Source organism: Pararhizobium sp., from assembly GCF_965279435.1.
Lineage (GTDB): Bacteria > Pseudomonadota > Alphaproteobacteria > Rhizobiales > Rhizobiaceae > Pararhizobium.
Genome location: NZ_CBDIHY010000003.1, coordinates 3,980,857 through 4,002,472, shown reverse-complemented (window position 1 = coordinate 4,002,472; position 21,616 = coordinate 3,980,857). Strand labels below are relative to the sequence as shown.

Sequence of the window (21,616 nt, the reverse complement as noted above, 5' to 3'; positions counted from 1 at the left end):
AGACCGCGATATTCGAGGGTAGCATGCACGATCACGACCACGACGACCATGATCACCACGACAATCATTTTTCCGCCATGCAGGCGCGGGTGAAGGCGCTTGAAACGGTGCTGACCCAGAAGGGGCTGATCGATCCGGCGGCGATCGATGTGATCGTCGACACCTATGAAACGAAGATCGGCCCGCGCAACGGCGCTCGCGTCGTCGCCAAGGCGTGGAGCGAGCCGGACTTTGCCGACTGGCTGCGCACAGACGCTACGGCGGCGATTGGGAGCCTTGGCTATACTGGCCGTCAGGGCGAGCATATGCGCGCCGTGTTCAATACGCCAGAAACCCACAATCTTGTCGTCTGCACGCTGTGCTCCTGCTATCCGTGGGCGGTGCTTGGACTGCCGCCCGTCTGGTACAAGGCGCCGCCCTATCGCTCACGCGCAGTCATTGATCCGCGCGGTGTGCTTGATGAATTCGGCGTGACGCTGCCGCAGGGCCAAAAAATCCGGGTTTGGGATTCGACGGCGGAGCTGCGCTACATCGTCATTCCAGAACGTCCCGACGGCACCGATGGTCTTGATCAGAAGTCGTTAGCCGATCTCGTGACACGCGATTCGATGATCGGCACGGGACTGGCAAAATCGTCCGGAGATGTGCGATGAACGGCGCACAGGATCTCGGTGGGCAGCATGGCATGGGACCGGTGGCGCCGGAAAAAGACGAGCCGTATTTCCATGCCGAGTGGGAAAAACGGGCGCTCGGCCTGACGCTTTCCTGCGGTGCCTTCGGCGCCTGGAATATCGACGAGAGCCGGCATGCCCGCGAAAGTTTGTTACCGGCGACCTACCTGTCGGCCAGCTACTATGAAATCTGGACCCGTGGCCTGGAAACCCTTTTGAAACGGCATGGCTTCGTTTCAGCCGCCGAACTGGCCGCAGGCCAGATGCTGGATAAGGGCAGGGAGCCGAAGCGCATCCTGACGGCGGACATGGTGCCCGGCGTGCTTGCCAAGGGTGGGCAATGCGACCGGCCGGTTTCTGACCAACCGGTCTTTGCAGCCGGTGACCGGGTGCGCACGAAGAATTTCAATCCCGAGACCCACACGCGGCTGCCGCGTTATGCCCGCGCCAAGCACGGTATTGTCGAGGCCGTGCAGGGCTCGTTCGTGTTTCCGGACGACAATGCCCATGGCAAGGGCGAGAACCCGCAATGGGTCTATACCGTGGTTTTCGACGGGGAAGAAATCTGGGGTGAGGGCGCAGACCCGATGCTGACAGTGTCGATTGACGCCTGGGAGAGCTATCTTGAACGCGTTTGAACCCACCCTTAGCGGATCTCCGGGGCTGCCCAAATCGAACGAAGGCGATCCGGTTTTTTCGGAGCCCTGGCAGGCGGAAGCCTTTGCGATGACGGTGCGCCTGCATGAAAAGGGCGTGTTTTCCTGGAGCGAATGGGCCGAGGCCTTGTCACATGAACTGTACAAGCCCGGCCGGCGCGCGGATGCCAGTGACTATTTCGATTGCTGGGTGGCTGCACTGTCACGCCTTGTCACCGAACTGTCGATCACCTCGCCGGACCATCTCGAGCAACTGACGCAAAGCTGGCACAGGGCCGCAGAGGCGACACCACACGGCCAGCCAATCCTTTTGGAAAACGACCCGCAACGCTGAATTTGGGCACCGTGTTGATGAGGCCAGGCTGTTTTCGCAGCCTGCCCTTTCTTTGAAAGCGCGTCAGGTTTCGAACTGCCGGTAACATTCCTCGGCGATTTGCTGCAGCTTGGCGCGGCTGACTTCGCCGGTGACGGCGTAGCCGATGCTGCCGTCGATCCAGTAGAAGGTTTCGAGAGAGCCTGCAGATTCGAAGCGGAAGCTGGTTTCGGCGTTTTCCGGGTTTTTACCGAGAAGAACGGTCAGGCGCTGGCCAGCCGTATCCTGATACATCAGCATCGCTCCCGCCCTGCCGTTGACGGGCAAGAGCCTGCCGCCGACCAGCGAAAATCCAAGACCCTTGAGGTCCGGAGCAACCAGCTTGTAATCCAGCCGTTTGCCGAGCCAGGTGACCAGATGGTCTTCCTGATCAGCGCCGACTTCGACGGGGTGGCGCTTTTCGCTGGCATAAACAAGAAATGCTGTTTTCGATTGAGCGGGCAGGCTGTCGAGTGCGGCAGCAGTTTCGATCGTCACGGGGGGTGCCAGCAGTCTCTCGCCATAGACACCGGCCGCTGCGCCCGACAGGAAGAGTGTCAATGAAGCGGCGATGAGGGCACCTCTGCGCCACCAGGAGGGCGATGATGTTACCGCCGGAGAACTCAAGAGTTTGCGGTCGTTTTCGCTTGCCTGCGCGTAGCCTGACAATGCAGCTTTCATCTCTGCTGCCTGTACTTGCCATTGGCGGACCTCGGCTTCTTGCTCCGGATGGCCGTTCAGCCAGAGATCTACCTCGCGCCGGCGTTCCTCGTCGAGAAAACCATCAACATAGGCGTGCAGTTCAGCTTCGGTGACCGGTTTGTGGTCGTCTGTCATTTCGGTCTCCGCAGTGCCACGATGTTGTTTTCGGCTAGGTGTGCTGCCATCTGACGGCGAGCGCGCGACAGACGGGACATGACGGTGCCGATCGGGATCGCCAGCATGTCGGCGACATCCTGATAGCCATAACCCTCGACGACGACGAGCATCAGCACCGAACGATGATCCGGGCTCAGTGCATTCAGCGCGTTCTGCAGCCGGGTCTTTTCGAGTGGATCGCCAGAAACATCCTCGGCCATCAAGCCGAGCGTGTCATCGAACTCGACGGATGGATGCTGGGCATAGCGGCGGTGCCGGTCGCGGTAGAGATTGGTCATGATGGTGAATGCCCAGGCACGCAGGTTGATACCGCGCCATTGGCTGCGGCGCACCAGCACTTTCTCGACGCAATCCTGCAGCAGGTCTTCGCCGTCGCTATCGGATTTGGCGAGACTGCGGGAATAGCGCCGCAAGGACGGCACCAGCGATAGGATCTGGTTTTCGAACGTATCCGCGGAAGGGGGATGTGCCCCCTTCACACGGGTGTCCTGATCAGGGGCGTACGGCATCCCAGACCTTTCCTACACCGTCGCCGGTGGCGTCGCCCTTTTTCGCGTCCTTGACGAAGAAGTAGAGCGGCATGCCCTTGAGAGCCCATTGTTTCTTGCCATCCTTGCGCTCGACCAGCATATAGTCGCCGTCGGCCTTGGCGGATGCATCGCCGAGGTAGGGCGGCCAGTTGGTGGCGCATTTATCATAGCAGTAGGATTCGCCCTTTTCATCCTTCTTGTAGGTGTAGAGCGTCATGCCATTTTCGGCGGCGACAACCTTGCCCTTGCCGGTTTCGACCGTCTGGACTGCTGGGGCGGCGAAAGCGGAGACGGCGGATATCAGGGAGAATGCGGTAACGAGCGGAAGAAATCTCATGGGATGTGTCCTCTCTGGAATTGTCTGAACGAACCGCTGTTTCAGCTGGTTCGAACGTAAGACACATGAGGGCCGCTTCTTATTCCCGGTTCGTGCAAAAACTTATCGCGGCGAGATTGCTTTGGAGGCGACGAAGCGGGCAAGCGAGGGACCTATCGCCATGATCATCAGCAACCGGGCCGTCTGCAACGCCATCACGAAGGGCACGTCGACATTGCTGGAGGCGGCGATGATGGCGATCGAATCCATGCCGCCGGGGCTGGTGGCAAGATAGGCCGTCAGCGGATCGATGCCTGCGGCGTGCACCAGGATATAGGCCAGCAGCCCGGAAAAGCCGATTAGCACGAGAATCGAAATGATCGTCGGCACCAGCGCGCGACGGGCATGGGCAAGGATCGGGCGGGTAAAGCCGAGCCCGATATTCCAGCCGAGCATGGCATAGCTTAGCGCCAGCAGCCATTCGGGAATTTCGATGACCAGCAAGCCGCTGACGCTGAGGGCCGAGCCCAGCAGGAACGGCACCAGAAAGACGCCAGCCGGTATGCGCAGCCATTTGCCGAGGCAGCCGCCAGCAAGGGCAAGGGCGAGCGTCTCTAGGAACGGGACAAGGTGGATTGGCCCGAACCAGACAATTTCGGGTCCGGGTCCTTCGATCCCGGCCCAATAGCGCGCGACGATCGAGGCCGCGGCGGCGACAAAAACGACACGCAGATATTGCATGAAGGCAACCAGCCGGACATCGGCGCCATAGGCATCGGCCATCACCAGCATCGAGGTGGCAGCCCCTGCCGAGGAGCCCCAGATCGCTGTGGTGCCGGGCAGGATGTTGAGCTTACTGATGACGAAGCCGCTGAGCGTGCTCATGGCGATGACCGACAGCACGATGGCGAGGAACAGCGGCCAGTTTGAAAAGAAGGTCGTCAGAATACCGGGGCGGATGGTTTCGGCGATCATCGTGCCGATCAGCGCCTGGGCGCAGAGAAAGGCCGGGCGCGGTAGCCGGATGGTGCCACCATTCATGCCAACAATGGCGCCGGCCACCATCGGCCCCATCAAAAGGGCTGCCGGAATGCCGGTGAGTTCGAGCCCGCCGGCAAGGATTGCAGAGATGAAGAGCAGGAATCCCCATTGCATCGGGGCAGACCAGCGGCCGATACCCGAGGCCACGGGAGCGGACGGGTCTTCGGAAGGTTCAGGCGTCACGTTGGGCACTTTCGAATTGCAGAAGAGGCAGCGCTTGGGAGGCGGGCGGAGAAACTATTATCACGGGTTGTAGCCCGGCGATACGCGATAGGTGTGGGAGTTTCTTGTGGTATCCGGCACTTGCGAGCGAAAATGTGATGCGCACGGCGCAACGGCGAACCGTCGATCAGCGCTGCAGGACGCGACAGGCAGCCCCGAATCGGGCAATAGAACAAACATGGAATTCGCACCGCAACAGGATGAGGCCCTCAAGGCCGTTTCGCGCTGGTTGAAGGAAGGGCGTTCGCCGCTGTTCCGGCTGTTTGGCTATGCAGGAACCGGAAAGACAACGCTTGCCCGGCATTTCGCCGAAAATGTCGAAGGCGAAGTTCTCTTCGCCGCCTTCACCGGCAAGGCGGCGCAGGTGTTGCGCTCGAAGGGTGCAAAGAACGCCCGGACCATTCATTCGCTGATCTACCGGCCGCGCGGCGAGGAAGAGGTGTCGGACGAAGAAACCGGCAAGACCTCTATCGCCCCGATGTTTTCGATCAACCGGCAGTCGCCCGTCGCCAAGGCGGCGCTGATCATCATCGATGAATGCTCGATGGTCGATGAGGCGCTGGGCCGCGACCTGATGAGCTTTGGCACGCCGATCCTGGTGTTGGGTGATCCAGGCCAGCTTCCACCGGTCTCGGGTGGCGGTTATTTCACCAATGAGGAACCGGATTATCTGCTGACCGACATTCATCGGCAGGCGCGCGATAATCCGATCATCCAGCTTGCCATGCATGTGCGTGAAGGCAAGGAGATCATGCATGGCGATTATGGCTCGACGGCCAGGATCATCTCCAAGAACGAGGTGACGCAGGACCTGGTGCTCGGCGCCGATCAGGTTCTGGTCGGTACCAACAAGACGCGGCGCCGCTACAATACGCGCCTGCGCGAACTGAAGGGCTTTACCACCGAATATCCGCAGTCTGGCGACAAGCTCGTCTGCCTGCGCAACGACCCCGCCAAGGGCCTGCTCAACGGCTCGCTCTGGCAGGTGATGACCTCGTCGAAGGAAACGGTGAAGCCCGGCATCAATCTGATGATCCGCCCGGAAGACGACGACATGGATCGAGGTGCAGCCAAGATCAAGCTCTTGAAAACCGCCTTTGAAGATGTTGAAGGTGAAATTCCGTGGACGACGCGCAAGCGCTACGACGAGTTCGACTATGGCTACGCGCTGACGGTGCATAAGGCACAGGGCTCGCAGTGGAACAATGTGGTTCTGTTCGACGAGAGCTGGGCGTTTCGCGATACGCGCGAGCGCTGGCTCTATACCGCGATTACGCGCGCGGCCGAGACACTGACGATCGTGCGCTGACGTCTATTCGGCGGAGACAAATCCCAACAGCACAGCTTTGGCGACCGCCTGGAAGCGGTTGTGGCCGTTGAATTTGCGGATGATGTCGGATTCCAGCGTCAGGACCGCCGTCAGGTCCATATCCATCATCGTGGCAATCCGGTTTGCCGGATAACCCTCCGCCATAAATACAAGGCACTTTGTCTCGATCGGCGAAAGATGGATGGGCGGCAGAGCGGTGCGCCCGGGGTTGTCGCCGTCGGCAGCTGATTCCAGCAGTTCGCTAATTCGCTGCATCTGGCGCCGCAGGATGGATTGCTGGGCTGCGAGTTCCCGTTTTCGCGCATGCAACGCATCCTCGAAGATCTGCGCTGCATCGTGTTGGCTGGTCGCGGTGCTGAGGGCTGTCATCAGGTCCTGGATGGCGGCGATCGGCATGTCGATCTCACGGCAGGCATTGATGACGGTCATGCGCCGGATGTCGTCGAGCCCGTAGACCCGCATCGGCCCCATTCTATCGGCCGAGAGAAGGCCCTTTTCCTCATAGAAATGCAGCGTCCGGTGGGTAACGCCGAAGGCATCCGCCATATCGGCGATACCGACATGGTTATCCGCTATGGTTCCCGGCAAGGGCAGACGGGGAAGAAAACCCGACGGTTGCCGGCTGCCGGGTGGAGAAGGATGTGGTTTTCCCTGTTCTGGCATACTTTGACATAACCCCGCTGGTTAACCTGCGGAAGACATATCCCGGAGACGGCAATCCGCCTGTGGCGCATCAAGATGCGCCGCGTGTCTCCTCGGGCTGCTCCTCGATGTCATGCACGCCATCCCGGCGGGAAGGATACTCGCAACCATCGTGCTTGCCTGATGAGCGACCAGGCTTTCTCCCACTTGCGTCATTAGAATACACGTGTGGCGTGAAGATGAAAAGCTAGTAACTTTGGGGATGAAAACTAAGATTTTTCAACAGTTTCTGCCGTTTCGCGTTTGGGAATACTATTTTCCGACGCGATTTATCGCAGTATTTGTTGCGTTGACCGCAGTCGTTGCTCAAACTAGCGAATAAGGGTCAGAGGCAGGGCGCCGGCATTGATCACGAATTTCAGCTTGCGCTGATGGTTGACCGACAGTTTTTCCTGACAGGATTTTGCCTGCTGGAAGGCCTCGCGGGTCTGCTCGTTCCGGTATGCGTCAGTCAGTACCATGCACTCCATCAGCGGGCTGTCGATCTTAGCCTCGCTGGCATAGCGGAAAATATTGCCGTCCGAAGCCAGCACCTTGGCCGCAAGTGCCAGGCTTTCATAGAGAATATCTGCTTCGCTCGCCAATTGCGCGCCATCGATGAACTGGTCGTGGAGGATGTCCGACGACATATCGTTCTTGATCAGGACACGAAGGCCTGCCGGTGATTTCTGTGGCAGCACGGAAACGGTAAAAGCCAGCGGATCGGAAACCGGGCGCACCGGCCGTTTCCACAGGACGGCGCCGGGCACGGCGGCGATGGTGCGGTAATGCGAGGCGGCATTGCGAAACGCGTCCGCAAAGCGCGCCGCTGTTCCGCTGCGTGGCCATTGCGAACGCACGGTTATCTTCGGCAGATCATCGGCAAACTTGCGTTCAAGCACTGCGCCGTGCAGGCTGGATTGCGCTGGAATGTTGACGCTCATGGCCGGTGATGACAACGGAACGAAGATCAAAAGCGGCAGCACCGACAAGACTGCCAGTGGTGAAGACAAGGGAGCGGGCAACCAGGCGAAACGTCTTTTTGCAGGCCGGCGCGGAGACGCTACGGCCAGGGCTGCGTCTGCCGTCTGTGCCGCTGAAATCCCCTGGCGCCTGTACTCGGGCACATAGGTGCCCTTGGGGATATCGATGCGCCAGAGGTCCTGCGCGCCTTCATCGGCGTAATAGGCCGCCAGCAACTTGCGCAGCTTGCCGGCATGGACACGTACCAGGGGATCGCTGTCGGCATTGAAGGCCTGTGGCCGATCGAACACGTCAATGCCGATCGTATAGCCCTTCAACTGGTGCCCCGTGCCCTCCATCTCCTTGTCGACAACATATTTCAGAAAGGCGCGCAGCCGCTCGGAGCGGGAAAAAAGAGCACTCGACAGCACACCGTCAAGGGATTGACGGATTGCCTGGTCGTCTGGTCTCTCATGCTGTGCCATTACTGCGTCATCCCCGAAAACACCATCGAGATCAGCGCTTCCCTATCAGGAGCGGGTGGCGATTGGATGGAGTCGGGGCAAAAACGAGGGTTCATCGGTTCCGGCTTGATGATTCTATGGGTTTCCAGCACTGCCGCTCACCGTTCGGGAGTGCATGGCATGTACTATGAGTCTCTATTAAATCGAAGTTTTATCAGTTTGTCAGGTGCTGCATTCATTTAACGTGAGTTTTGTCTGAAATAAAGGCGTTGAACGGTCTGCGGACGATTATTGTAACGGAGACACTTTCTGTGCTGCAGATTTGTTGCGGGGTAGCAGATGAACCGCTAGAAAGAGCGCCATAACGACGGCGGTATCCTTGGAAGGTGCTGAAATGGCTGCGAAACTCTCGGTAAATCTGAATGCGATCGCGATGCTGCGCAACCGCCGCGATCTTCCCTGGCCGTCCGTTACCGGACTTGGGCAGATTGCGCTCGATGCAGGCGCGAGCGGCCTCACCGTGCATCCACGCCCCGACCAGCGTCATATCCGTTTTTCCGATCTGGCACCGATCCGCGCGCTGATTGACGATCTCTGTCCGCAGACCGAATTCAACATGGAGGGATTTCCCAACGAGGAATTCTTGCAGCTTGTCGAGCGCCATCAGCCGGAGCAGGTAACGCTGGTGCCGGACGATCCCGCTCAGGCAACGTCGGACCATGGATGGGATTTCCGCAAGAACCACAATCTGCTCGGCAATGTCGTTGGACGATTGAAGAAGGGCGGTTTTCGCGTGTCGTTGTTTGCCGACGGCGATCCGGATCTTGAGGCACTGACGATTGCCAGGGAAACCGGTGCCGACCGGATCGAGCTTTACACCGGCCCTTATGGTGGCTGCTACGACGATCCCGAGCGCGGCGCGGTGCTGCTGGAGGAATTGGGCCAGACCGCCGATCTTGCCGCGACTTTGGGGCTCGGAGTGAATGCCGGTCATGACCTGACTGTTGCCAACCTGCCGGCGCTTGCGGCGCGGATTTCCAATCTTGCCGAAGTCTCGATCGGTCACGGTCTGACGGCGGATGCACTGGAGTTCGGCATGGCGGAAACCGTCCGCCGCTTCTGCCGCGCCTGCGGGCAGGATATTTGATATCACATGAGCACATAAAAAAGGGCTCCGTTTAGCGGAGCCCTTTGTCGTTTAACCGAGCAGTACTGATTTGCTGGCGGCCAGGAAATCTTCGAGCGAAGTCAGTTTCTGACCCGAAAGCTTGCCTGCATCGGCCGTCACCAGATCGATATGGCCCTCGCGGGTGTTGGTGTCGAACGAGACGACCACAGGGATGATGAAGTCGGGGAGGCCAGCCGCTTTCAGGCCGCCTGCGAGCTGCTCGTCGGAGACATGGACAACGTCCAGCGGCTTGCCGGTGACTTTTGCGGCAAGGGCTGCGACCTCGTCCGTCGTATGCTTCGTTTCGCCGGTCAGCGTGTAGGTCTTGCTTTCGGTTGCGCTTGACGCAAGGGCGTTCGCCGTCGCCTTGGCGATGTCGGAGCGGGCGATATGGGCAAGCTTTCCGTTGCCGGACGCACTGTACCATTTGCCTTCGGAAAGCGCATGCGGCAGGCCCATGAACAGGTTTTCCATGTACCAGCCGTTGCGCAGGATGGTGTAGGCGATGCCGGTTGCCTTGATCGCATTTTCGGTGCCGAGATGGTCCGGCGCGAACGGGATGACCGAGGTTTCCGGGTTCGGCATCGACGTATAAAGGATATGCTTGGCACCGGATTTCTTGGCGGCGGCAACAGCTGAGAGATGCTGGCGCAGGCGCTTGCCCGGTTCGTCGAGGGCATCGGTGGAGATGATCAGGATGCGGTCAGCGCCCTTGAAGGCGGCATCCAGCGATGCGGCATCGTCAAAATCGGCCGCCCGGGTCTGAACGCCCTTTGCCGCATATTCGGCAAGTTTGTCCGTGTCGCGGCTGGTGGCGATGATATCGGAAGGCGCGACTTTGCCGGAGGCGAGCAGTTCGTCGAGGACGAGGCGGCCGAGCTTACCGGTGGCACCGGTGACGAGGAGGGTTTCAGACATGATGGTTCCTTTGTTCAAATGATGCCGGTTTGTTGCCGAAGCATCCCGTTTGAGATATGGTTCCGAAATGAGACCTTCTCTTATTTCGTTATCTGGAAACGGATGTAAAGGAGGCAGTAATTTCTCTGGTGGTTACGTGAAGGGAACCAGCCTATGAACACAGCGGCAGGAAAAACAGAGGGCGAGCAAGTGACCGTCTTTGCGGGCATGGTGTTCACGGGGCAGGATTGCCCGGTGCGCGACGTCGTCGATAATATCGGTGGCAAGTGGAACACCCTGATGATCCTGGCGCTGGCCGATGGCCCGATGCGGTTTTCCGCGTTGCGGCGCCTGATCCCGGACATTTCCCAGCGCATGCTGACCCAGACGCTGCGCGACCTGCAGCGCGATGGTTATATCGGTCGGCAGGTCTTTCCGACCCAGCCGCCGAGTGTCGAATACAGCCTGACTCCGCTTGGCCAGTCCTTTCTCGTTTTGGTCAAGGGGCTGGTGGATTGGTCGGTCGAGCATCATCAGGCGATCAGGGCTGCCCGCGTCGCGTATGACGCAGCTGCCTGACACCGTTCCGGCTTTTATCGGCTGGACGGTTCGTTGTTGTCGCTGGTAGAGATGCAGCCGGGACGATATCCGGATAGGCATTGATGAAACAGCTCGATATTGGCGTGGTGGGGGCGGGTCCGGCGGGACTTGCAGCGGCTCTTTTCCTGTCGCGCGCCGGTCATCGTGTCGAAATCCTCGAACGCTTCGAGACGGCAGCACCGGTTGGTTCCGGACTGTTGATGCAGCCGACGGGGTTGACAGTCCTTGCGGCACTCGGCCTGTTCGATACCATTCAAACGCTTGGAAACCGCATCGACCGGCTGCATGGCGCTGATGCCGTCAGCGGCCGGACGGTGCTGGACGTGCGCTATGATGCGGCACCCGGAGGTCGCTATGGGCTTGCCGTGCAGCGGGCGGCTCTGTTCAACACCTTGCATGATGCCGCCGTTGCCGCCGGCATCACCATTCGCACCGGGATCAATCTCACCACGACAATGCAGCGCGCAGATCGCGTTGTGTTGAAGGATCAGGCACTACGCGATGCCGGTGATTACGATCTCGTCATCGATGCGAGCGGTGCACGCTCGCTGCTGGCCGCTGGCTCCACCTCGGCGCCAAACATTCGTGATCTGAACTATGGCGCCTTCTGGGCGACGCTGGATGGCGAAGGCGCGGTCTATGACCGCGCGGCGCTGTCGCAACGTTACGACAAGGCGAAGGTGATGATCGGACTACTGCCCGCCGGTCGCGCCACTTTGGGCGATCCGGACAAGGTGGCGTTCTTCTGGAGCCTGAAGATTGCCGATGTCGAGGCGGTCAAGGCGGCCGGGCTTGAGCGGTGGAAGTCTGTCATTCGCGACTACTGGCCGGACTGTCAGCCGTTTCTCGACCAGATCGATGATTGGGACCAGCTGACACTGGCACGCTATGCCCATCGGACTGCGCTGCCGCCTTACTGCGGCAATGTGGTGTTCATCGGCGACAGTGCCCATTCAACCAGCCCGCAACTGGGGCAGGGCGCCAATATGGCCCTGCTCGATGCGGCGGCGCTCAGCCAAGCGCTGGCAAGTTCGACCGATATTGCCTCTGCTCTGGCCACCTATGCACGTGCCCGGCGCAATCATGTGCGGCTGTTCCAGATCCTGTCGCTTGCCTTCACGCCGTTTTACCAGTCGGATTCGGCCGCGATTGCCTGGGTGCGTGACCGGCTGGTCTCCACCATTGCCAAAGTGCCGCCGATGCCCGGGCTACTGGCTGCGATTGTCGCAGGCACCGTGATCAATCCCTTCAAATCCGCCGGTTTGGCGGAGCAGGACTGGCTTTCGCCGTCACCTCAGACCGATGGAGCCCTTGCCTGAGCCTGCCGCCGTCAGGTCCAGGGCCCAGATCTGACCGGTCAGGTCCTTGCCGAATGAATGGTGGGCCTCTTCCTTCTCCAGCGTGAATCCGGCCGCGATGTAGATACGGCGGGCAGAGACGAGGATGTCGTTGGTCCAGAGTTCCAGCCGCCGGTAACCGGCGCTTTTGGCAAAATTGATACATTCGGTGACCAGCCGCGTGCCGAGGCCTTGTCCGCGTGCGGCGCTATCGACGTGGAGAAGACGCAGCTTGGCGGTCCCTTCGCTGTTGCCCTTGACGAGAAAAATGCTGCCGAGGAACGTGCCGTCGCGTTCAGCGATCCAGCAATGTTCACGGGCGGGATCGAAATTGCGGATGAAGGCGGCGCAGATTTCTGCGACCAGCGCCTCGTACTCGCCGTTCCAGCCGTAGGTTTCGGTATAGGCCTTTGCCTGGCTGGAGATCACGATGCCCATGTCGCCGATCCGGTGCGGCCGGATGGTGATCGGGGCGGTGGTGCTCTTGCCGCCGGACAACAGCGTCTGCACCGACGCCATGGCCACACCGAGATCGCGGCGATCGTCTTCGCTGATCGGTTCCAGCAGCGCGGCGATACGCTGGCGTGACCGTTGTGCCAGATCGGTGGCAACGCCGCGGCCACGCAACGTCAACTGCAGCAGACGACCACGGCCATCGGCCGGGTCTCTGGTGGTTTCGAGCAGGCCGGTATCGGTGAAGGATTTGAGCAGGCGGCTGAGATAGGCCGGATCGAGCGAAAGCTCTTCCGTCAGCCGGGATGCCGACGTGGTGCCGTGTGCTGCCAGCTCATAGAGGACGCGCGCTTCGGTCAGCGTATACGGCGTGTCCATGAAGGCGCGGTCGAGTACGCCGATCCGGTTGGTGTAGAACCGGTTGAAGGCGCGGATCTGCTCGATCTCGTCATCGCCGATTTCGGCAAAGGCCGGATGTGACAGTGATTTGGGTGACATGGCATTCTCCTATGAATGCCATGATCACAATTTATTTGACTGAGTCAAGTATCTTGAGCTGCCTTCAGGCCGCCTGCTTGCCACTCTGCGACACACCTTCAAGCGCAAACGCGACGGCGGCATCGGCATGGATCGCGGTGGAATCAAAGCCGGGCAGCGGCAGGTCCTTCGGATCGAGAATCAGGCAGATTTCGGTGCACCCGAGGATGATGGCGTCGGCGCCCTGGTTCTTTGCCCGCTCGATGACGGCCATCAGTGCCTGCCGCGAGCTGTCGAGGATGATGCCAGCGCAGAGCTCGCTGAAGATGATGTCGTGCACGAGAGTGCGATCCTCGGCATTCGGCACCATGACATCGACGCCATCGGCGGCCATGCGGTTGGTATAGAAGCCGTGTTCCATCGTGTAGCGCGTCGCCAACAGTAGTGGACGCTTGACGCCGGCGGCCTTCATCGAGGCTGCCGTTTCATCGATAATGTTGATCAGCGGCACGGTGATGGATGCCTGAACCTGGTCGGCGATTAGGTGCATCGTGTTGGTGCAGATCAAAACGCAGGAGGCGCCGGACGCTTCCAGTCCCTGCGCAACCTCGGACAGGCGCTTGGCAGCGTCGTCCCAGCGGCCGGCCTTCTGCATATCGACGATGGTCTGGAAATCAACGGAATGCAGCATGACTTCGGCGGAATGCAAGGCCCCGAGCCGTTCGCGCACGGCCTCGTTGATCATCCGGTAATAAACTGCCGAGCTTTCAAAGCTCATTCCACCGATGAGGCCGATCTTGCGCATGATGCTGTTCCTGTTCCGCTGTGTTTTTTGATGCAGTAATTGTCACCGATGTCTGGCGGAAAGAGTTCGCTTTGTTGGATGACATTGCGATCGTTTACGCGTATTTTTTGCATGATTTAAATTTTTAGCGCAAATATTTATTGAGTGCACAATGGTACCGGGGAGAACAGGGCGTGCTGGACGAAAGAGACCGGAAGATTCTATCATTGCTGCAGGAGGATGCCAGCCTGTCGGTCGGCGATCTCGCCGACAAGGTCAGCCTGTCGATCTCTGCCTGTTCGCGCCGCATCCAGCGGCTGGAAGAGACCGGCTATGTCGCCCGCCGGATCGCGGTTCTCGATCGCGACAGGATGGGAGTGCCGACCACGGTCTTTGCGCTGATCAAGACGGCGCACCATTCCGACGACTGGATCGACGTCTTTCGCAAGGTGGTTGCCGATATTCCCGAAATCGTCGAGGCGCACCGGCTGACCGGCAATTACGATTATATCCTCAAGGTCGTGCTGCCGCGCGTCGAGCACTACGATGTCATCTACAAGCAGATCGTCCGCAAGGTCGAGCTGTTCGATGTCTCTGCCTCGATCTCGATGGAAATCCTGAAGAGTGGCATGTCGGTGCCGGTGGAGTATGCCCGTTAAGGAAGGTATCGGAGCCGTGTAGCCTTGTGCACGGGTGCCATGCCGAAAGCGCAGTTGTCTATCGGTGCCGAAGCGTAGAAGTTGTACGCAAAACAGGAGATACGATCATGCCGCAGGATAACCTTCACCATGTCGTCGTCGTCGGCGGCGGGTTCGGCGGCCTGCAGCTGGCCAAGGATCTCAAAGGCGCTCCCGTCAGGATCACCCTAATCGACCGGCGCAACCATCATCTCTTTCAGCCACTGCTCTATCAGGTGGCAACGACGCTCTTGGCGACATCGGAAATTGCCTGGCCGATCCGGAGAGTGTTTCGCGACCGGCCGGAGGTCACGACGCTTCTGGCGGAGGTCGATAACGTTGATACGACGGCCAAGACGCTGGCACTGGATGGCGGCGAGACCATTGGTTATGACACGCTGGTGCTGGCAACAGGGGCGACCCACGCCTATTTCGGCCATGACGAATGGGAGCCGGTGGCACCGGGCCTGAAGACGCTGGAGGATGCCACCACAATCCGCCGCCGGCTGCTGCTTGCCTTCGAACAGGCCGAGATGGAAACCGATCCCGAGGTACGGGCTGCACTGTTGACCTTCACCATCGTCGGGGCGGGTCCGACCGGTGTAGAGCTTGCCGGGATCATCGCCGAACTGGCGCATGTCACCCTGCCGCAGGAATTTCGCAATATCGATACCCGCAAGACCCGGGTGGTGCTGGTAGAGGCGGGGCCACGGGTGTTGGCAAGCTTTGCCGAGGAACTGTCGGTCTATGCCCGGAATGCGCTCGAAAAGCTCGGTGTTGAGGTGCACATCGGCGAGCGGGTGACGGAGTGCACGGCGCAAGGCGTGATGATCGGCGAGCGCTTCATCGGCAGCCGGACAATCGTCTGGGCGGCCGGCGTTCAGGCCTCTCCGGCCGCTGAATGGCTCGGCGTTGCTGCCGACAGGGCAGGCCGCGTCATCGTCGAAAAGGATTTGAGCGCACCGGGTCTGCCAAATGTCTTCGTCGTCGGCGATACGGCCTCTGTGATCCAGGAGGACGGCAAGCCGGTGCCGGGAATTGCGCCCGCCGCCAAGCAGCAGGGCGCTTATGTGGCAAAGGTCATCAAGGGACGGCTGGCGCAGAAGCCGGCGCTGCCGCCCTTTCGCTACCGCCATCAGGGCAGTCTTGCGACCATAGGCCGGCGGTCGGCCATCATCGATTTCGGCCGGTTCAAGCTGAAAGGCGCCCTGGCCTGGTGGATCTGGGGCATTGCCCATATCTACTTCCTGATCGGCACGCGCAGCCGGTTCGTTGTCGCCTGGAGCTGGCTGTGGATCTATCTCAGCGGCCAGCATACCGCCCGGCTGATCACCCAGAAGGAAACGCTGCAGGCCACTCCGCCGGATGGCGGTAAGGGCGAGTAACCGCATCACTATGGGTGCAGCATTTGCAGCCATCCGGTACCGGCTGGTTCAGCTTGCTGGCACAGTCATTTTTTCACCATTTTGCAGTATTTCGGAAACTGTGCGATTGCCAACACCTCCGTCATTCCCGTGCTTGTCACGGGAATCCAGCCAGCTCAAGCCATTGAGCTGAAAGGGGCTCTTGACCCGACGGACGTCGGGTCGCTGTATCCCCGCCACAAGGGAGAGGATGACGGAGAGTGGGGTGCCGCTCTCGTCAGATGATGGTATTCAGGGTTCCAACATCCATCCGCCACTGCTTCGTCAAATCCTTTTCCTATGGAATGATCTTCTGTGCGCGCATCTCGCGAAACACTGACAGGAACATCTCGTCGGTCTGCACATAGTCGTGGAACCCAAGCCGCCGTGCCTTGGTGCCATCGGCGAAGAAATCATAGTTCCAGCTGAACACTGCATCGCCGAAACCCCAGGACGAGACGGCCTCGTACGGGTGGTCGGCGAGCCCGTATTTCTCCTTCATCTTCGACCAGAGCGCGGCCTTGTCCGCCATCACGACATTGAGCGACATCGGCAATGGTGCAGCCGTCTCCATTTCAAAGAAGCGGGCGATCTTCGGCCACATCTCGTTCCAGCGGAACAGGTCGCCATTGGTGATGTTGAAGGCCTGGTTGGCGCATTGCGGATTGGTCGCCGCCCAGACGGTCGCCCGTGCCAGAAGGCCGGCATCGGTCATCTCAAGCAGCGTATCGTAGGCACCCTGCTTGCCGGGGAAGCGCAAGGGGAGCCCGAGTTCCTTCGACATCGAAGCATAGAGACCGATGACCATCGCAAGGTTCATCGGATTGCCGGTGGCGACACCGACGACGACGGAGGGCCGCAGGGCCGACCAGGTCCAGGATTTACCTTTCTGCTGGCTTTGCAGAAAGGCCTGCTGGTCCATGTTAAATTCCGGCGGCATGTGATTGTCTTCGTCCTCGCGCGCCGGTGTCTTGAAGGGGCCGAGATGGGCGCCATAGACCTTGTAGCCCTGCATCAGGCTGACATGGGCAAGGTTCGGCGCTACCCGTTCGATGGCGGTGACGACATTGACGAGCATGGCGAGGTTGGGCGCGACCAGCTCCGCCCAGGTCGGGCGGTCCTGATAGGCGGCATAGAAAATGTGAGTCACTTCCGTAAGATCGGCGAGTTTGTTGAAGCAATCTGCCGGATCGAGCAGATCGACGGATATGTGCCGGATCTTCTCCGTCGCGGTGCCGCCGCGCCGGGAAAGGCCGATGACCGACCAATCCTCGAGTGTTTCCAGATAGCGGGCGAGATTGCCGCCGATGACGCCCTGTGCGCCGACGATGAGAGCGGTTTTGTGCTGGTTCATGGCAGTCTCCTCTGTGTCGATAGATGAGATATGGACGCGCGCCGATTTGAGAACTAGACAACGATAAGGCACAGGATTTGTGAGATGGAGGCACAATGGGGCGGCTGGATATCAATCGCTCCGGCGAGATGGAAGTGTTCGTGCGGGTGGTCGATCTCGGCGGCTTCTCGGCCGCCGCCCGTGATTTCGCCATGACGCCCTCGGCTGTGAGCAAACTGGTGACCCGGCTGGAAACCCGGCTGAATGCGCGGCTGGTCAACCGCTCGACGCGCAAGCTGCAGCTAACGCCTGAGGGCTGCCGATATTACGAACATGGCGTGCAGGTTCTCGCCAATCTCGATGAAGCGGAGCGGGCGGCCGCGGCTGCCGACAGCCCGAGCGGGCGCATTCGCGTCAGCGCCAATGTCCCTTTCGGCCGCCACATGCTTTTGCCGGTCCTGCCGGATTTTCTAGCGCTTTATCCGGACGTTTCGCTCGACCTGTCGCTGACAGATCATATCGTCGATCTGCTGGAGGATCGTACCGATGTCGCCGTGCGGGCCGGGCCGTTGAAGAGCTCTGCATTGATGGCGCGAAAGCTGGGCACAGTGAAACTGCATATCGCCGCTGCACCGGACTATCTCAAGCGCAAGGGCATGCCAAAACATCCGGATGATCTGGCCGGGCACAATATGCTCGGCCCGAACTATGTCCGCGCCAGCGGCGGCTGGCCGTTTTCCGTTGATGGCGCGGATGTGACGATCAAGCCGGCCGGCAGCGCCCAGGCGAGCGATGGAGAAGCGTTGCGGCAACTGGCGCTCGCAGGCGCGGGGCTGGCGCGGCTTGCTGATTTTCAAGTGCGCGGCGATTTTGCCCGTGGCGCGCTGGTGCCGGTGCTGGAAAGTTTTACGGCATCAGACAGCGAGGAGGTTCACGCGATCTTTCTTGGCCAGGGCGGCCATATGCCGGCGCGGGTGCGGGTGTTTCTCGATTTCCTCGCCGAGCGCTGCCGCGTCAGTTGAACCCTATTGCGGTGCCGACAGGTTGCTGTCGTTTTTGCATGTCGACAGAGCCAGCTGCCGGAACGACAGGATCCTGGTGATCGACCCTTCATTATCGTCGGTCTCGACCGAGAGGCAGGCGCAGGCATAGCCGTAATTGCCGTTGGTGCGGACATAATCGCGTTCGGAAATATCCGGGATCAGGTCCATTCCGGGAGGTCCTTCGCCGCCGCCTTGCGACATGATGGTCCAGCTGCCATCGGCATCATCCAGCCACCAGTTGGCTGGTGTCGGGTTCTGCAGCCAGCCGCAGCGGGTTTCGGCTGCGAGCAGCGGTGAGGCGGCGGCGATACCGATCAGTAGTGTTGCGATGGCGAGCTTCACGGGTAAGTCCTTTGCCTTGCAGGCAGCAGAAGTTCAGGGTTTCGGGCGCTTGCAGTCAAACGCGTCGCCGCTTGCCATCGACAACCATTGCATCGACGTTTGCGTGACGCTCGACAGGCCGATCTGGTAGTTGCCGTCGAACGACAGGATGTAGTTTCCATCCTGCTTTTCGACCTTGCGGATCGGCATCGGCCCTTCGCCGGCATCATAGGTATCCTTGGTGAAGCTGAAGGTGGCAACACCACAATCCCAACTGCCAGCGTAGGGTGCGTCATCGCCGGCAATGCCTGGCGTCGCCGTTGCGAGGGCAATGACGGCTGTGACCACAATGACGTCAAGACGCATGATTTTCCCCTGCCGATTAGTTGTTGATGCTGATCACGGCCCAATGGGATGAACTGCAATCGCCATTGTCGCAGACATTGCTCATCCAGACCGCACCATCCGCCAGCATCACGCCGTCGCTGTTGACGAACAGCTGGCCGAAGGTCTGTCCGGCAACGGCATCGCGTGTGTCCTGCGTGACCAGCGTGTCGAAATTTTCGATGAAATCGTCGGCGCTCTGGATCTCGTAGCTTTCGCCATTGGCCGCCACCCGCAGCGGATATTCGGCAAGCCCGGCGATCGTTGCCGCATCGTCGCTCCCCATCGCTTCCACCAGGCTCAGCAACGGCTCGCTCAGGTCTCCGGCATTGCCATGCAGGGATTCGATCCGGTTATAGACGTCTTCATCGGATTGAGCGGCAGCGGCTATTGGAAAAAAGGCAAGCGTGGCTGATAGGAGCAGGGCGAATGTAGGCAGGCGGGGCATGAAAACTCCGGGATATGGGGTGTCTAAAGCTGCACACTAGCCGACCACATTCTGAAACGGAACGGGATCGGATTGCATGGACGTGTCCATTTTTGGTGCTGGTATTCATTATTTTCTCAACGTTTGGCAGGCTGCTTATATTCGCGATGCGCCAGGTTGTTTTTGTGCGTCGTCTTACCTCAAAAACCTTTGCCAACAGGCTTGACCGGTTCCCGTCTTTGCGACATAAGCAGCGAACCGTACCGTACGGTACTGTGAATGGAGATGATGTCTTGCAGCTTGCCGCCCACCCACACCAGCCGGACTATTCGCCGCGCCAGAACAATGTTCTGGACAGCGCGTTGCGTCTGCTGGTCGATGGTGGCGAAAAGGCGCTGACGACGGCGGGCGTGGCGCGGGCTGCCAATTGCTCGAAGGAAAGCCTGTATAAATGGTTCGGCGATCGCGACGGTCTGCTGTCGGCGATGATCGGTTTTCAGGCCAGCAAGGTCCGAACCTTCGACGATACCGCCGAAACGCTGACGGCCGCGACGCTGCAGGAGCATCTGGTGCTGTTTGCGCGCGACCTGCTGGAGGTTCTGGCCGGCGATGTGTCGCTGGCGCTCAACCGGCTGGCCATCGGACAGGCGAGCCGGGATGGCTCCAAGCTCGGCTCGATGCTGCAGGAGCGCGGCCGCCGCCAGATCGGCAAACGGGCAGGGGCGCTGCTAGAAGCTGGGCGCGACGCCGGACTTCTGGTGTTCGAAGACCGCGACGACGCCTATGATACGCTATACGGCCTGATCGTATCCGACCTGCATCTGCGGATGCTGCTCGGCGAGGACAGTGCCCGTTTGGTCAAGGATTTCGGCCGTAGGGGAGAGAAGGCGGTTTCAGCCTTCCTTCGCCTCTACGGCAGTGAAAAGAGTTCGGCACAGTCCTGAGGGCGGCCGGAAGAGTTTAAAACAGACAAGCAAAGGGAAGGAAATTACAATGCGCGTCTATTACGATCGTGATGCTGATCTCAACCTCATCAAGTCCAAGAACGTCGTTATCGTCGGTTACGGTTCGCAGGGCCGCGCCCATGCGCTGAACCTGAAGGACAGTGGCGCGACCAACGTCGTCATCGCGCTCAAGGCCGGTTCCGCCACGATCAAGAAGGCCGAAGCTGATGGCTTCAAGGTCATGACCGTTGCAGAAGCCGCCAAGTGGGGCGACCTGTTGATGATGGCGACGCCGGACGAACTCCAGGCCGACATCTATCGCGATGAAATCGCCGGCAACATCCGTGACGGCGCTGCCATCGCTTTCGCGCACGGCCTCAACGTGCATTTCGGCCTGATCGAGCCGAAGTCGACACTTGACGTCGTCATGATCGCACCGAAGGGCCCTGGCCATACGGTTCGCGGCGAATACCAGAAGGGCGGCGGCGTTCCCTGCCTCGTTGCCGTTGACAAGAATGCATCCGGCAACGCGCTTGATCTCGCTCTCTCCTACGCCTGCGGCGTCGGCGGCGGCCGTTCGGGCATCATCGAAACCAACTTCAAGGAAGAGTGCGAAACCGACCTCTTCGGCGAACAGGTCGTTCTGTGCGGCGGTCTCGTTGAGCTGATCCGGGCCGGTTTCGAAACGCTGGTCGAAGGCGGTTACGCGCCGGAAATGGCCTATTTCGAGTGCCTGCACGAAGTCAAGCTGATCGTCGACCTGATCTATGAAGGCGGCATCGCCAACATGAACTACTCGATCTCCAACACGGCTGAGTGGGGCGAATACGTCTCGGGTCCACGCATCATCACGGCTGAAACAAAGGCTGAGATGAAGCGCGTCCTGACCGACATCCAGACCGGCAAGTTCACTTCCGACTGGATGCAGGAATACCGTTCGGGTGCTGCCCGCTTCAAGGGTATCCGCCGCATGAACGACAACCACCAGATCGAGGAAGTCGGCGCCAAGCTGCGCGGCATGATGCCTTGGATCGCCAAGAACCAGCTGGTCGACAAGGCCAAGAACTAGTATTGCTGCAGAGCAAAATTAGCGTATTGCACTTGCGTAATACTGAAGAGGCCGGGATATATCTCCCGGCCTCTTTCGTTTTGTAAGTAATATTTGGAAAATAATCGGTTCTGGAGTATTCTATTCGTCAGGAGGATACTGCAATGACAACGTTCTTCTATCATTTCGCCATTTTCGATGCTTTCATCGTCGGT

General features: G+C 59.8%; 25 protein-coding genes. 12 read left to right on the top strand and 13 right to left on the bottom strand.

From position 1 onward, the window contains the following. Positions 1–23 precede the first annotated feature (23 nt). From nthA to ACQY8Q_RS25225, 3 genes are read left to right on the top strand one after another with little or no spacing between them, the layout of a single operon-like run. A complete protein-coding gene (gene nthA / locus ACQY8Q_RS25235; protein ID WP_428429208.1) occupies positions 24–653 on the top strand; it encodes a nitrile hydratase subunit alpha in 630 nt (209 codons plus the stop codon). Beyond that, a complete protein-coding gene (gene nthB, locus ACQY8Q_RS25230; protein ID WP_428429206.1) occupies positions 650–1,309 on the top strand; it encodes a nitrile hydratase subunit beta in 660 nt (219 codons plus the stop codon). The genes nthA and nthB overlap by 4 nt, the downstream gene beginning before the upstream one ends. Next, positions 1,296–1,661 (top strand): nitrile hydratase accessory protein, encoded by a 366-nt coding sequence (locus ACQY8Q_RS25225; RefSeq protein ID WP_428429205.1) that lies wholly within the window; start codon positions 1,296–1,298, stop codon positions 1,659–1,661. Before nthB ends, ACQY8Q_RS25225 begins: the two co-directional genes overlap by 14 nt. A gap of 63 nt (positions 1,662–1,724) precedes the next feature. On the opposite strand, the gene ACQY8Q_RS25220 is transcribed toward ACQY8Q_RS25225, so the two are convergent. The 4 genes from ACQY8Q_RS25220 to ACQY8Q_RS25205 all read right to left on the bottom strand — a co-directional run bounded on the left by ACQY8Q_RS25220 (position 1,725) and on the right by ACQY8Q_RS25205 (position 4,628). After that, complete coding sequence (locus ACQY8Q_RS25220) at positions 1,725–2,516, bottom strand: anti-sigma factor family protein (RefSeq protein ID WP_428429204.1); 792 nt, start codon at positions 2,514–2,516, stop codon at positions 1,725–1,727. Continuing rightward, positions 2,513–3,067: an RNA polymerase sigma factor gene (locus ACQY8Q_RS25215; protein ID WP_428429203.1), complete on the bottom strand. Its 555-nt coding sequence runs from the start codon at positions 3,065–3,067 to the stop codon at positions 2,513–2,515. Before ACQY8Q_RS25215 ends, ACQY8Q_RS25220 begins: the two co-directional genes overlap by 4 nt. Beyond that, the gene (locus tag ACQY8Q_RS25210; RefSeq protein WP_428429202.1) at positions 3,051–3,425 is read right to left on the bottom strand and encodes a COG4315 family predicted lipoprotein; all 375 of its coding nucleotides are present in this window, start codon (positions 3,423–3,425) and stop codon (positions 3,051–3,053) included. Before ACQY8Q_RS25210 ends, ACQY8Q_RS25215 begins: the two co-directional genes overlap by 17 nt. Positions 3,426–3,527: 102 nt before the next feature. Further along, on the bottom strand, positions 3,528–4,628 hold the full coding sequence (locus ACQY8Q_RS25205; RefSeq protein ID WP_428429201.1) for an AbrB family transcriptional regulator: 1,101 nt from the start codon (positions 4,626–4,628) through the stop codon (positions 3,528–3,530). 217 nt (positions 4,629–4,845) lie between these two features. On the opposite strand from ACQY8Q_RS25205, the gene ACQY8Q_RS25200 reads away from it, so the two are divergent. Then, on the top strand, positions 4,846–5,976 hold the full coding sequence (locus ACQY8Q_RS25200) for an ATP-dependent DNA helicase (RefSeq protein WP_428429200.1): 1,131 nt from the start codon (positions 4,846–4,848) through the stop codon (positions 5,974–5,976). A gap of 3 nt (positions 5,977–5,979) precedes the next feature. Here the strand turns inward: ACQY8Q_RS25200 and ACQY8Q_RS25195 are convergent, their stop codons facing one another. Beyond that, positions 5,980–6,660 carry a MerR family transcriptional regulator gene (locus tag ACQY8Q_RS25195; RefSeq protein WP_428429199.1) on the bottom strand — a complete coding sequence of 227 codons (681 nt, stop codon included), beginning with the start codon at positions 6,658–6,660 and terminating at the stop codon, positions 5,980–5,982. 350 nt (positions 6,661–7,010) lie between these two features. Further along, positions 7,011–8,126 (bottom strand): hypothetical protein, encoded by a 1,116-nt coding sequence (locus ACQY8Q_RS25190; RefSeq protein ID WP_428429198.1) that lies wholly within the window; start codon positions 8,124–8,126, stop codon positions 7,011–7,013. A gap of 373 nt (positions 8,127–8,499) precedes the next feature. On the opposite strand from ACQY8Q_RS25190, the gene ACQY8Q_RS25185 reads away from it, so the two are divergent. Then, positions 8,500–9,252: a pyridoxine 5'-phosphate synthase gene (locus ACQY8Q_RS25185; RefSeq protein WP_428429197.1), complete on the top strand. Its 753-nt coding sequence runs from the start codon at positions 8,500–8,502 to the stop codon at positions 9,250–9,252. A 51-nt stretch (positions 9,253–9,303) separates the two neighbouring features. On the opposite strand, the gene ACQY8Q_RS25180 is transcribed toward ACQY8Q_RS25185, so the two are convergent. After that, positions 9,304–10,191, bottom strand: a complete 888-nt coding sequence (locus ACQY8Q_RS25180; RefSeq protein WP_428429196.1) for an SDR family oxidoreductase — start codon at positions 10,189–10,191, stop codon at positions 9,304–9,306. A gap of 153 nt (positions 10,192–10,344) precedes the next feature. Between ACQY8Q_RS25180 and ACQY8Q_RS25175 the strand changes: the two genes are divergently transcribed. Further along, positions 10,345–10,749, top strand: coding sequence for a winged helix-turn-helix transcriptional regulator (locus ACQY8Q_RS25175; protein WP_428429195.1), 405 nt, complete (start codon positions 10,345–10,347; stop codon positions 10,747–10,749). A gap of 83 nt (positions 10,750–10,832) precedes the next feature. Beyond that, positions 10,833–12,089 (top strand): FAD-dependent oxidoreductase, encoded by a 1,257-nt coding sequence (locus ACQY8Q_RS25170; RefSeq protein ID WP_428429194.1) that lies wholly within the window; start codon positions 10,833–10,835, stop codon positions 12,087–12,089. Here the strand turns inward: ACQY8Q_RS25170 and ACQY8Q_RS25165 are convergent. Both ACQY8Q_RS25165 and ACQY8Q_RS25160 read right to left on the bottom strand, forming a co-directional pair. Continuing rightward, positions 12,060–13,058 carry a bifunctional helix-turn-helix transcriptional regulator/GNAT family N-acetyltransferase gene (locus ACQY8Q_RS25165; RefSeq protein WP_428429193.1) on the bottom strand — a complete coding sequence of 333 codons (999 nt, stop codon included), beginning with the start codon at positions 13,056–13,058 and terminating at the stop codon, positions 12,060–12,062. The genes ACQY8Q_RS25170 and ACQY8Q_RS25165 overlap by 30 nt on opposite strands. A gap of 64 nt (positions 13,059–13,122) precedes the next feature. After that, positions 13,123–13,842 carry an aspartate/glutamate racemase family protein gene (locus ACQY8Q_RS25160; RefSeq protein WP_428429191.1) on the bottom strand — a complete coding sequence of 240 codons (720 nt, stop codon included), beginning with the start codon at positions 13,840–13,842 and terminating at the stop codon, positions 13,123–13,125. Positions 13,843–14,015: 173 nt separating this feature from the next. Between ACQY8Q_RS25160 and ACQY8Q_RS25155 the strand changes: the two genes are divergently transcribed. Then, positions 14,016–14,480 carry an Lrp/AsnC family transcriptional regulator gene (locus ACQY8Q_RS25155; RefSeq protein WP_426122937.1) on the top strand — a complete coding sequence of 155 codons (465 nt, stop codon included), beginning with the start codon at positions 14,016–14,018 and terminating at the stop codon, positions 14,478–14,480. 107 nt (positions 14,481–14,587) lie between these two features. Then, the gene (locus ACQY8Q_RS25150; RefSeq protein WP_428429190.1) at positions 14,588–15,883 is read left to right on the top strand and encodes an NAD(P)/FAD-dependent oxidoreductase; all 1,296 of its coding nucleotides are present in this window, start codon (positions 14,588–14,590) and stop codon (positions 15,881–15,883) included. Between the two features lie 316 nt (positions 15,884–16,199). Here ACQY8Q_RS25150 and ACQY8Q_RS25145 read toward each other — a convergent pair whose 3' ends face one another. Beyond that, entirely contained in the window at positions 16,200–17,255 is a 1,056-nt protein-coding gene (locus ACQY8Q_RS25145) for an SDR family oxidoreductase (protein ID WP_428429189.1), read from the bottom strand. A gap of 95 nt (positions 17,256–17,350) precedes the next feature. Between ACQY8Q_RS25145 and ACQY8Q_RS25140 the strand changes: the two genes are divergently transcribed. After that, positions 17,351–18,256: a LysR family transcriptional regulator gene (locus ACQY8Q_RS25140; RefSeq protein ID WP_428429188.1), complete on the top strand. Its 906-nt coding sequence runs from the start codon at positions 17,351–17,353 to the stop codon at positions 18,254–18,256. A gap of 3 nt (positions 18,257–18,259) precedes the next feature. On the opposite strand, the gene ACQY8Q_RS25135 is transcribed toward ACQY8Q_RS25140, so the two are convergent. The 3 genes from ACQY8Q_RS25135 to ACQY8Q_RS25125 are packed head-to-tail and all read right to left on the bottom strand — an operon-like array spanning position 18,260 to position 19,430. Further along, on the bottom strand, positions 18,260–18,619 hold the full coding sequence (locus tag ACQY8Q_RS25135) for a DUF4087 domain-containing protein (RefSeq protein WP_428429187.1): 360 nt from the start codon (positions 18,617–18,619) through the stop codon (positions 18,260–18,262). A gap of 33 nt (positions 18,620–18,652) precedes the next feature. Beyond that, on the bottom strand, positions 18,653–18,964 hold the full coding sequence (locus tag ACQY8Q_RS25130) for a hypothetical protein (protein WP_428429186.1): 312 nt from the start codon (positions 18,962–18,964) through the stop codon (positions 18,653–18,655). A 16-nt stretch (positions 18,965–18,980) separates the two neighbouring features. Beyond that, on the bottom strand, positions 18,981–19,430 hold the full coding sequence (locus ACQY8Q_RS25125; RefSeq protein ID WP_428429184.1) for a hypothetical protein: 450 nt from the start codon (positions 19,428–19,430) through the stop codon (positions 18,981–18,983). Positions 19,431–19,702: 272 nt separating this feature from the next. On the opposite strand from ACQY8Q_RS25125, the gene ACQY8Q_RS25120 reads away from it, so the two are divergent. Both ACQY8Q_RS25120 and ilvC read left to right on the top strand, forming a co-directional pair. Further along, the gene (locus ACQY8Q_RS25120; RefSeq protein ID WP_428429183.1) at positions 19,703–20,353 is read left to right on the top strand and encodes a TetR/AcrR family transcriptional regulator; all 651 of its coding nucleotides are present in this window, start codon (positions 19,703–19,705) and stop codon (positions 20,351–20,353) included. A 49-nt stretch (positions 20,354–20,402) separates the two neighbouring features. Further along, positions 20,403–21,422 carry a ketol-acid reductoisomerase gene (ilvC, locus tag ACQY8Q_RS25115; RefSeq protein WP_113316701.1) on the top strand — a complete coding sequence of 340 codons (1,020 nt, stop codon included), beginning with the start codon at positions 20,403–20,405 and terminating at the stop codon, positions 21,420–21,422. Positions 21,423–21,616: the final 194 nt, after the last annotated feature.

Coding starts and splice junctions, on each gene's coding strand:
- nthA (WP_428429208.1), top strand. CDS start 24: ATGCACGATCACGACCACGACGACCATGATCACCACGACAATCATTTT.
- nthB (WP_428429206.1), top strand. CDS start 650: ATGAACGGCGCACAGGATCTCGGTGGGCAGCATGGCATGGGACCGGTG.
- ACQY8Q_RS25220 (WP_428429204.1), bottom strand. CDS start 2,516: ATGACAGACGACCACAAACCGGTCACCGAAGCTGAACTGCACGCCTAT.
- ACQY8Q_RS25215 (WP_428429203.1), bottom strand. CDS start 3,067: ATGCCGTACGCCCCTGATCAGGACACCCGTGTGAAGGGGGCACATCCC.
- ACQY8Q_RS25210 (WP_428429202.1), bottom strand. CDS start 3,425: ATGAGATTTCTTCCGCTCGTTACCGCATTCTCCCTGATATCCGCCGTC.
- ACQY8Q_RS25200 (WP_428429200.1), top strand. CDS start 4,846: ATGGAATTCGCACCGCAACAGGATGAGGCCCTCAAGGCCGTTTCGCGC.
- ACQY8Q_RS25195 (WP_428429199.1), bottom strand. CDS start 6,660: ATGCCAGAACAGGGAAAACCACATCCTTCTCCACCCGGCAGCCGGCAA.
- ACQY8Q_RS25190 (WP_428429198.1), bottom strand. CDS start 8,126: ATGGCACAGCATGAGAGACCAGACGACCAGGCAATCCGTCAATCCCTT.
- ACQY8Q_RS25185 (WP_428429197.1), top strand. CDS start 8,500: ATGGCTGCGAAACTCTCGGTAAATCTGAATGCGATCGCGATGCTGCGC.
- ACQY8Q_RS25180 (WP_428429196.1), bottom strand. CDS start 10,191: ATGTCTGAAACCCTCCTCGTCACCGGTGCCACCGGTAAGCTCGGCCGC.
- ACQY8Q_RS25175 (WP_428429195.1), top strand. CDS start 10,345: ATGAACACAGCGGCAGGAAAAACAGAGGGCGAGCAAGTGACCGTCTTT.
- ACQY8Q_RS25170 (WP_428429194.1), top strand. CDS start 10,833: ATGAAACAGCTCGATATTGGCGTGGTGGGGGCGGGTCCGGCGGGACTT.
- ACQY8Q_RS25165 (WP_428429193.1), bottom strand. CDS start 13,058: ATGTCACCCAAATCACTGTCACATCCGGCCTTTGCCGAAATCGGCGAT.
- ACQY8Q_RS25160 (WP_428429191.1), bottom strand. CDS start 13,842: ATGCGCAAGATCGGCCTCATCGGTGGAATGAGCTTTGAAAGCTCGGCA.
- ACQY8Q_RS25150 (WP_428429190.1), top strand. CDS start 14,588: ATGCCGCAGGATAACCTTCACCATGTCGTCGTCGTCGGCGGCGGGTTC.
- ACQY8Q_RS25145 (WP_428429189.1), bottom strand. CDS start 17,255: ATGAACCAGCACAAAACCGCTCTCATCGTCGGCGCACAGGGCGTCATC.
- ACQY8Q_RS25140 (WP_428429188.1), top strand. CDS start 17,351: ATGGGGCGGCTGGATATCAATCGCTCCGGCGAGATGGAAGTGTTCGTG.
- ACQY8Q_RS25130 (WP_428429186.1), bottom strand. CDS start 18,964: ATGCGTCTTGACGTCATTGTGGTCACAGCCGTCATTGCCCTCGCAACG.
- ACQY8Q_RS25125 (WP_428429184.1), bottom strand. CDS start 19,430: ATGCCCCGCCTGCCTACATTCGCCCTGCTCCTATCAGCCACGCTTGCC.
- ilvC (WP_113316701.1), top strand. CDS start 20,403: ATGCGCGTCTATTACGATCGTGATGCTGATCTCAACCTCATCAAGTCC.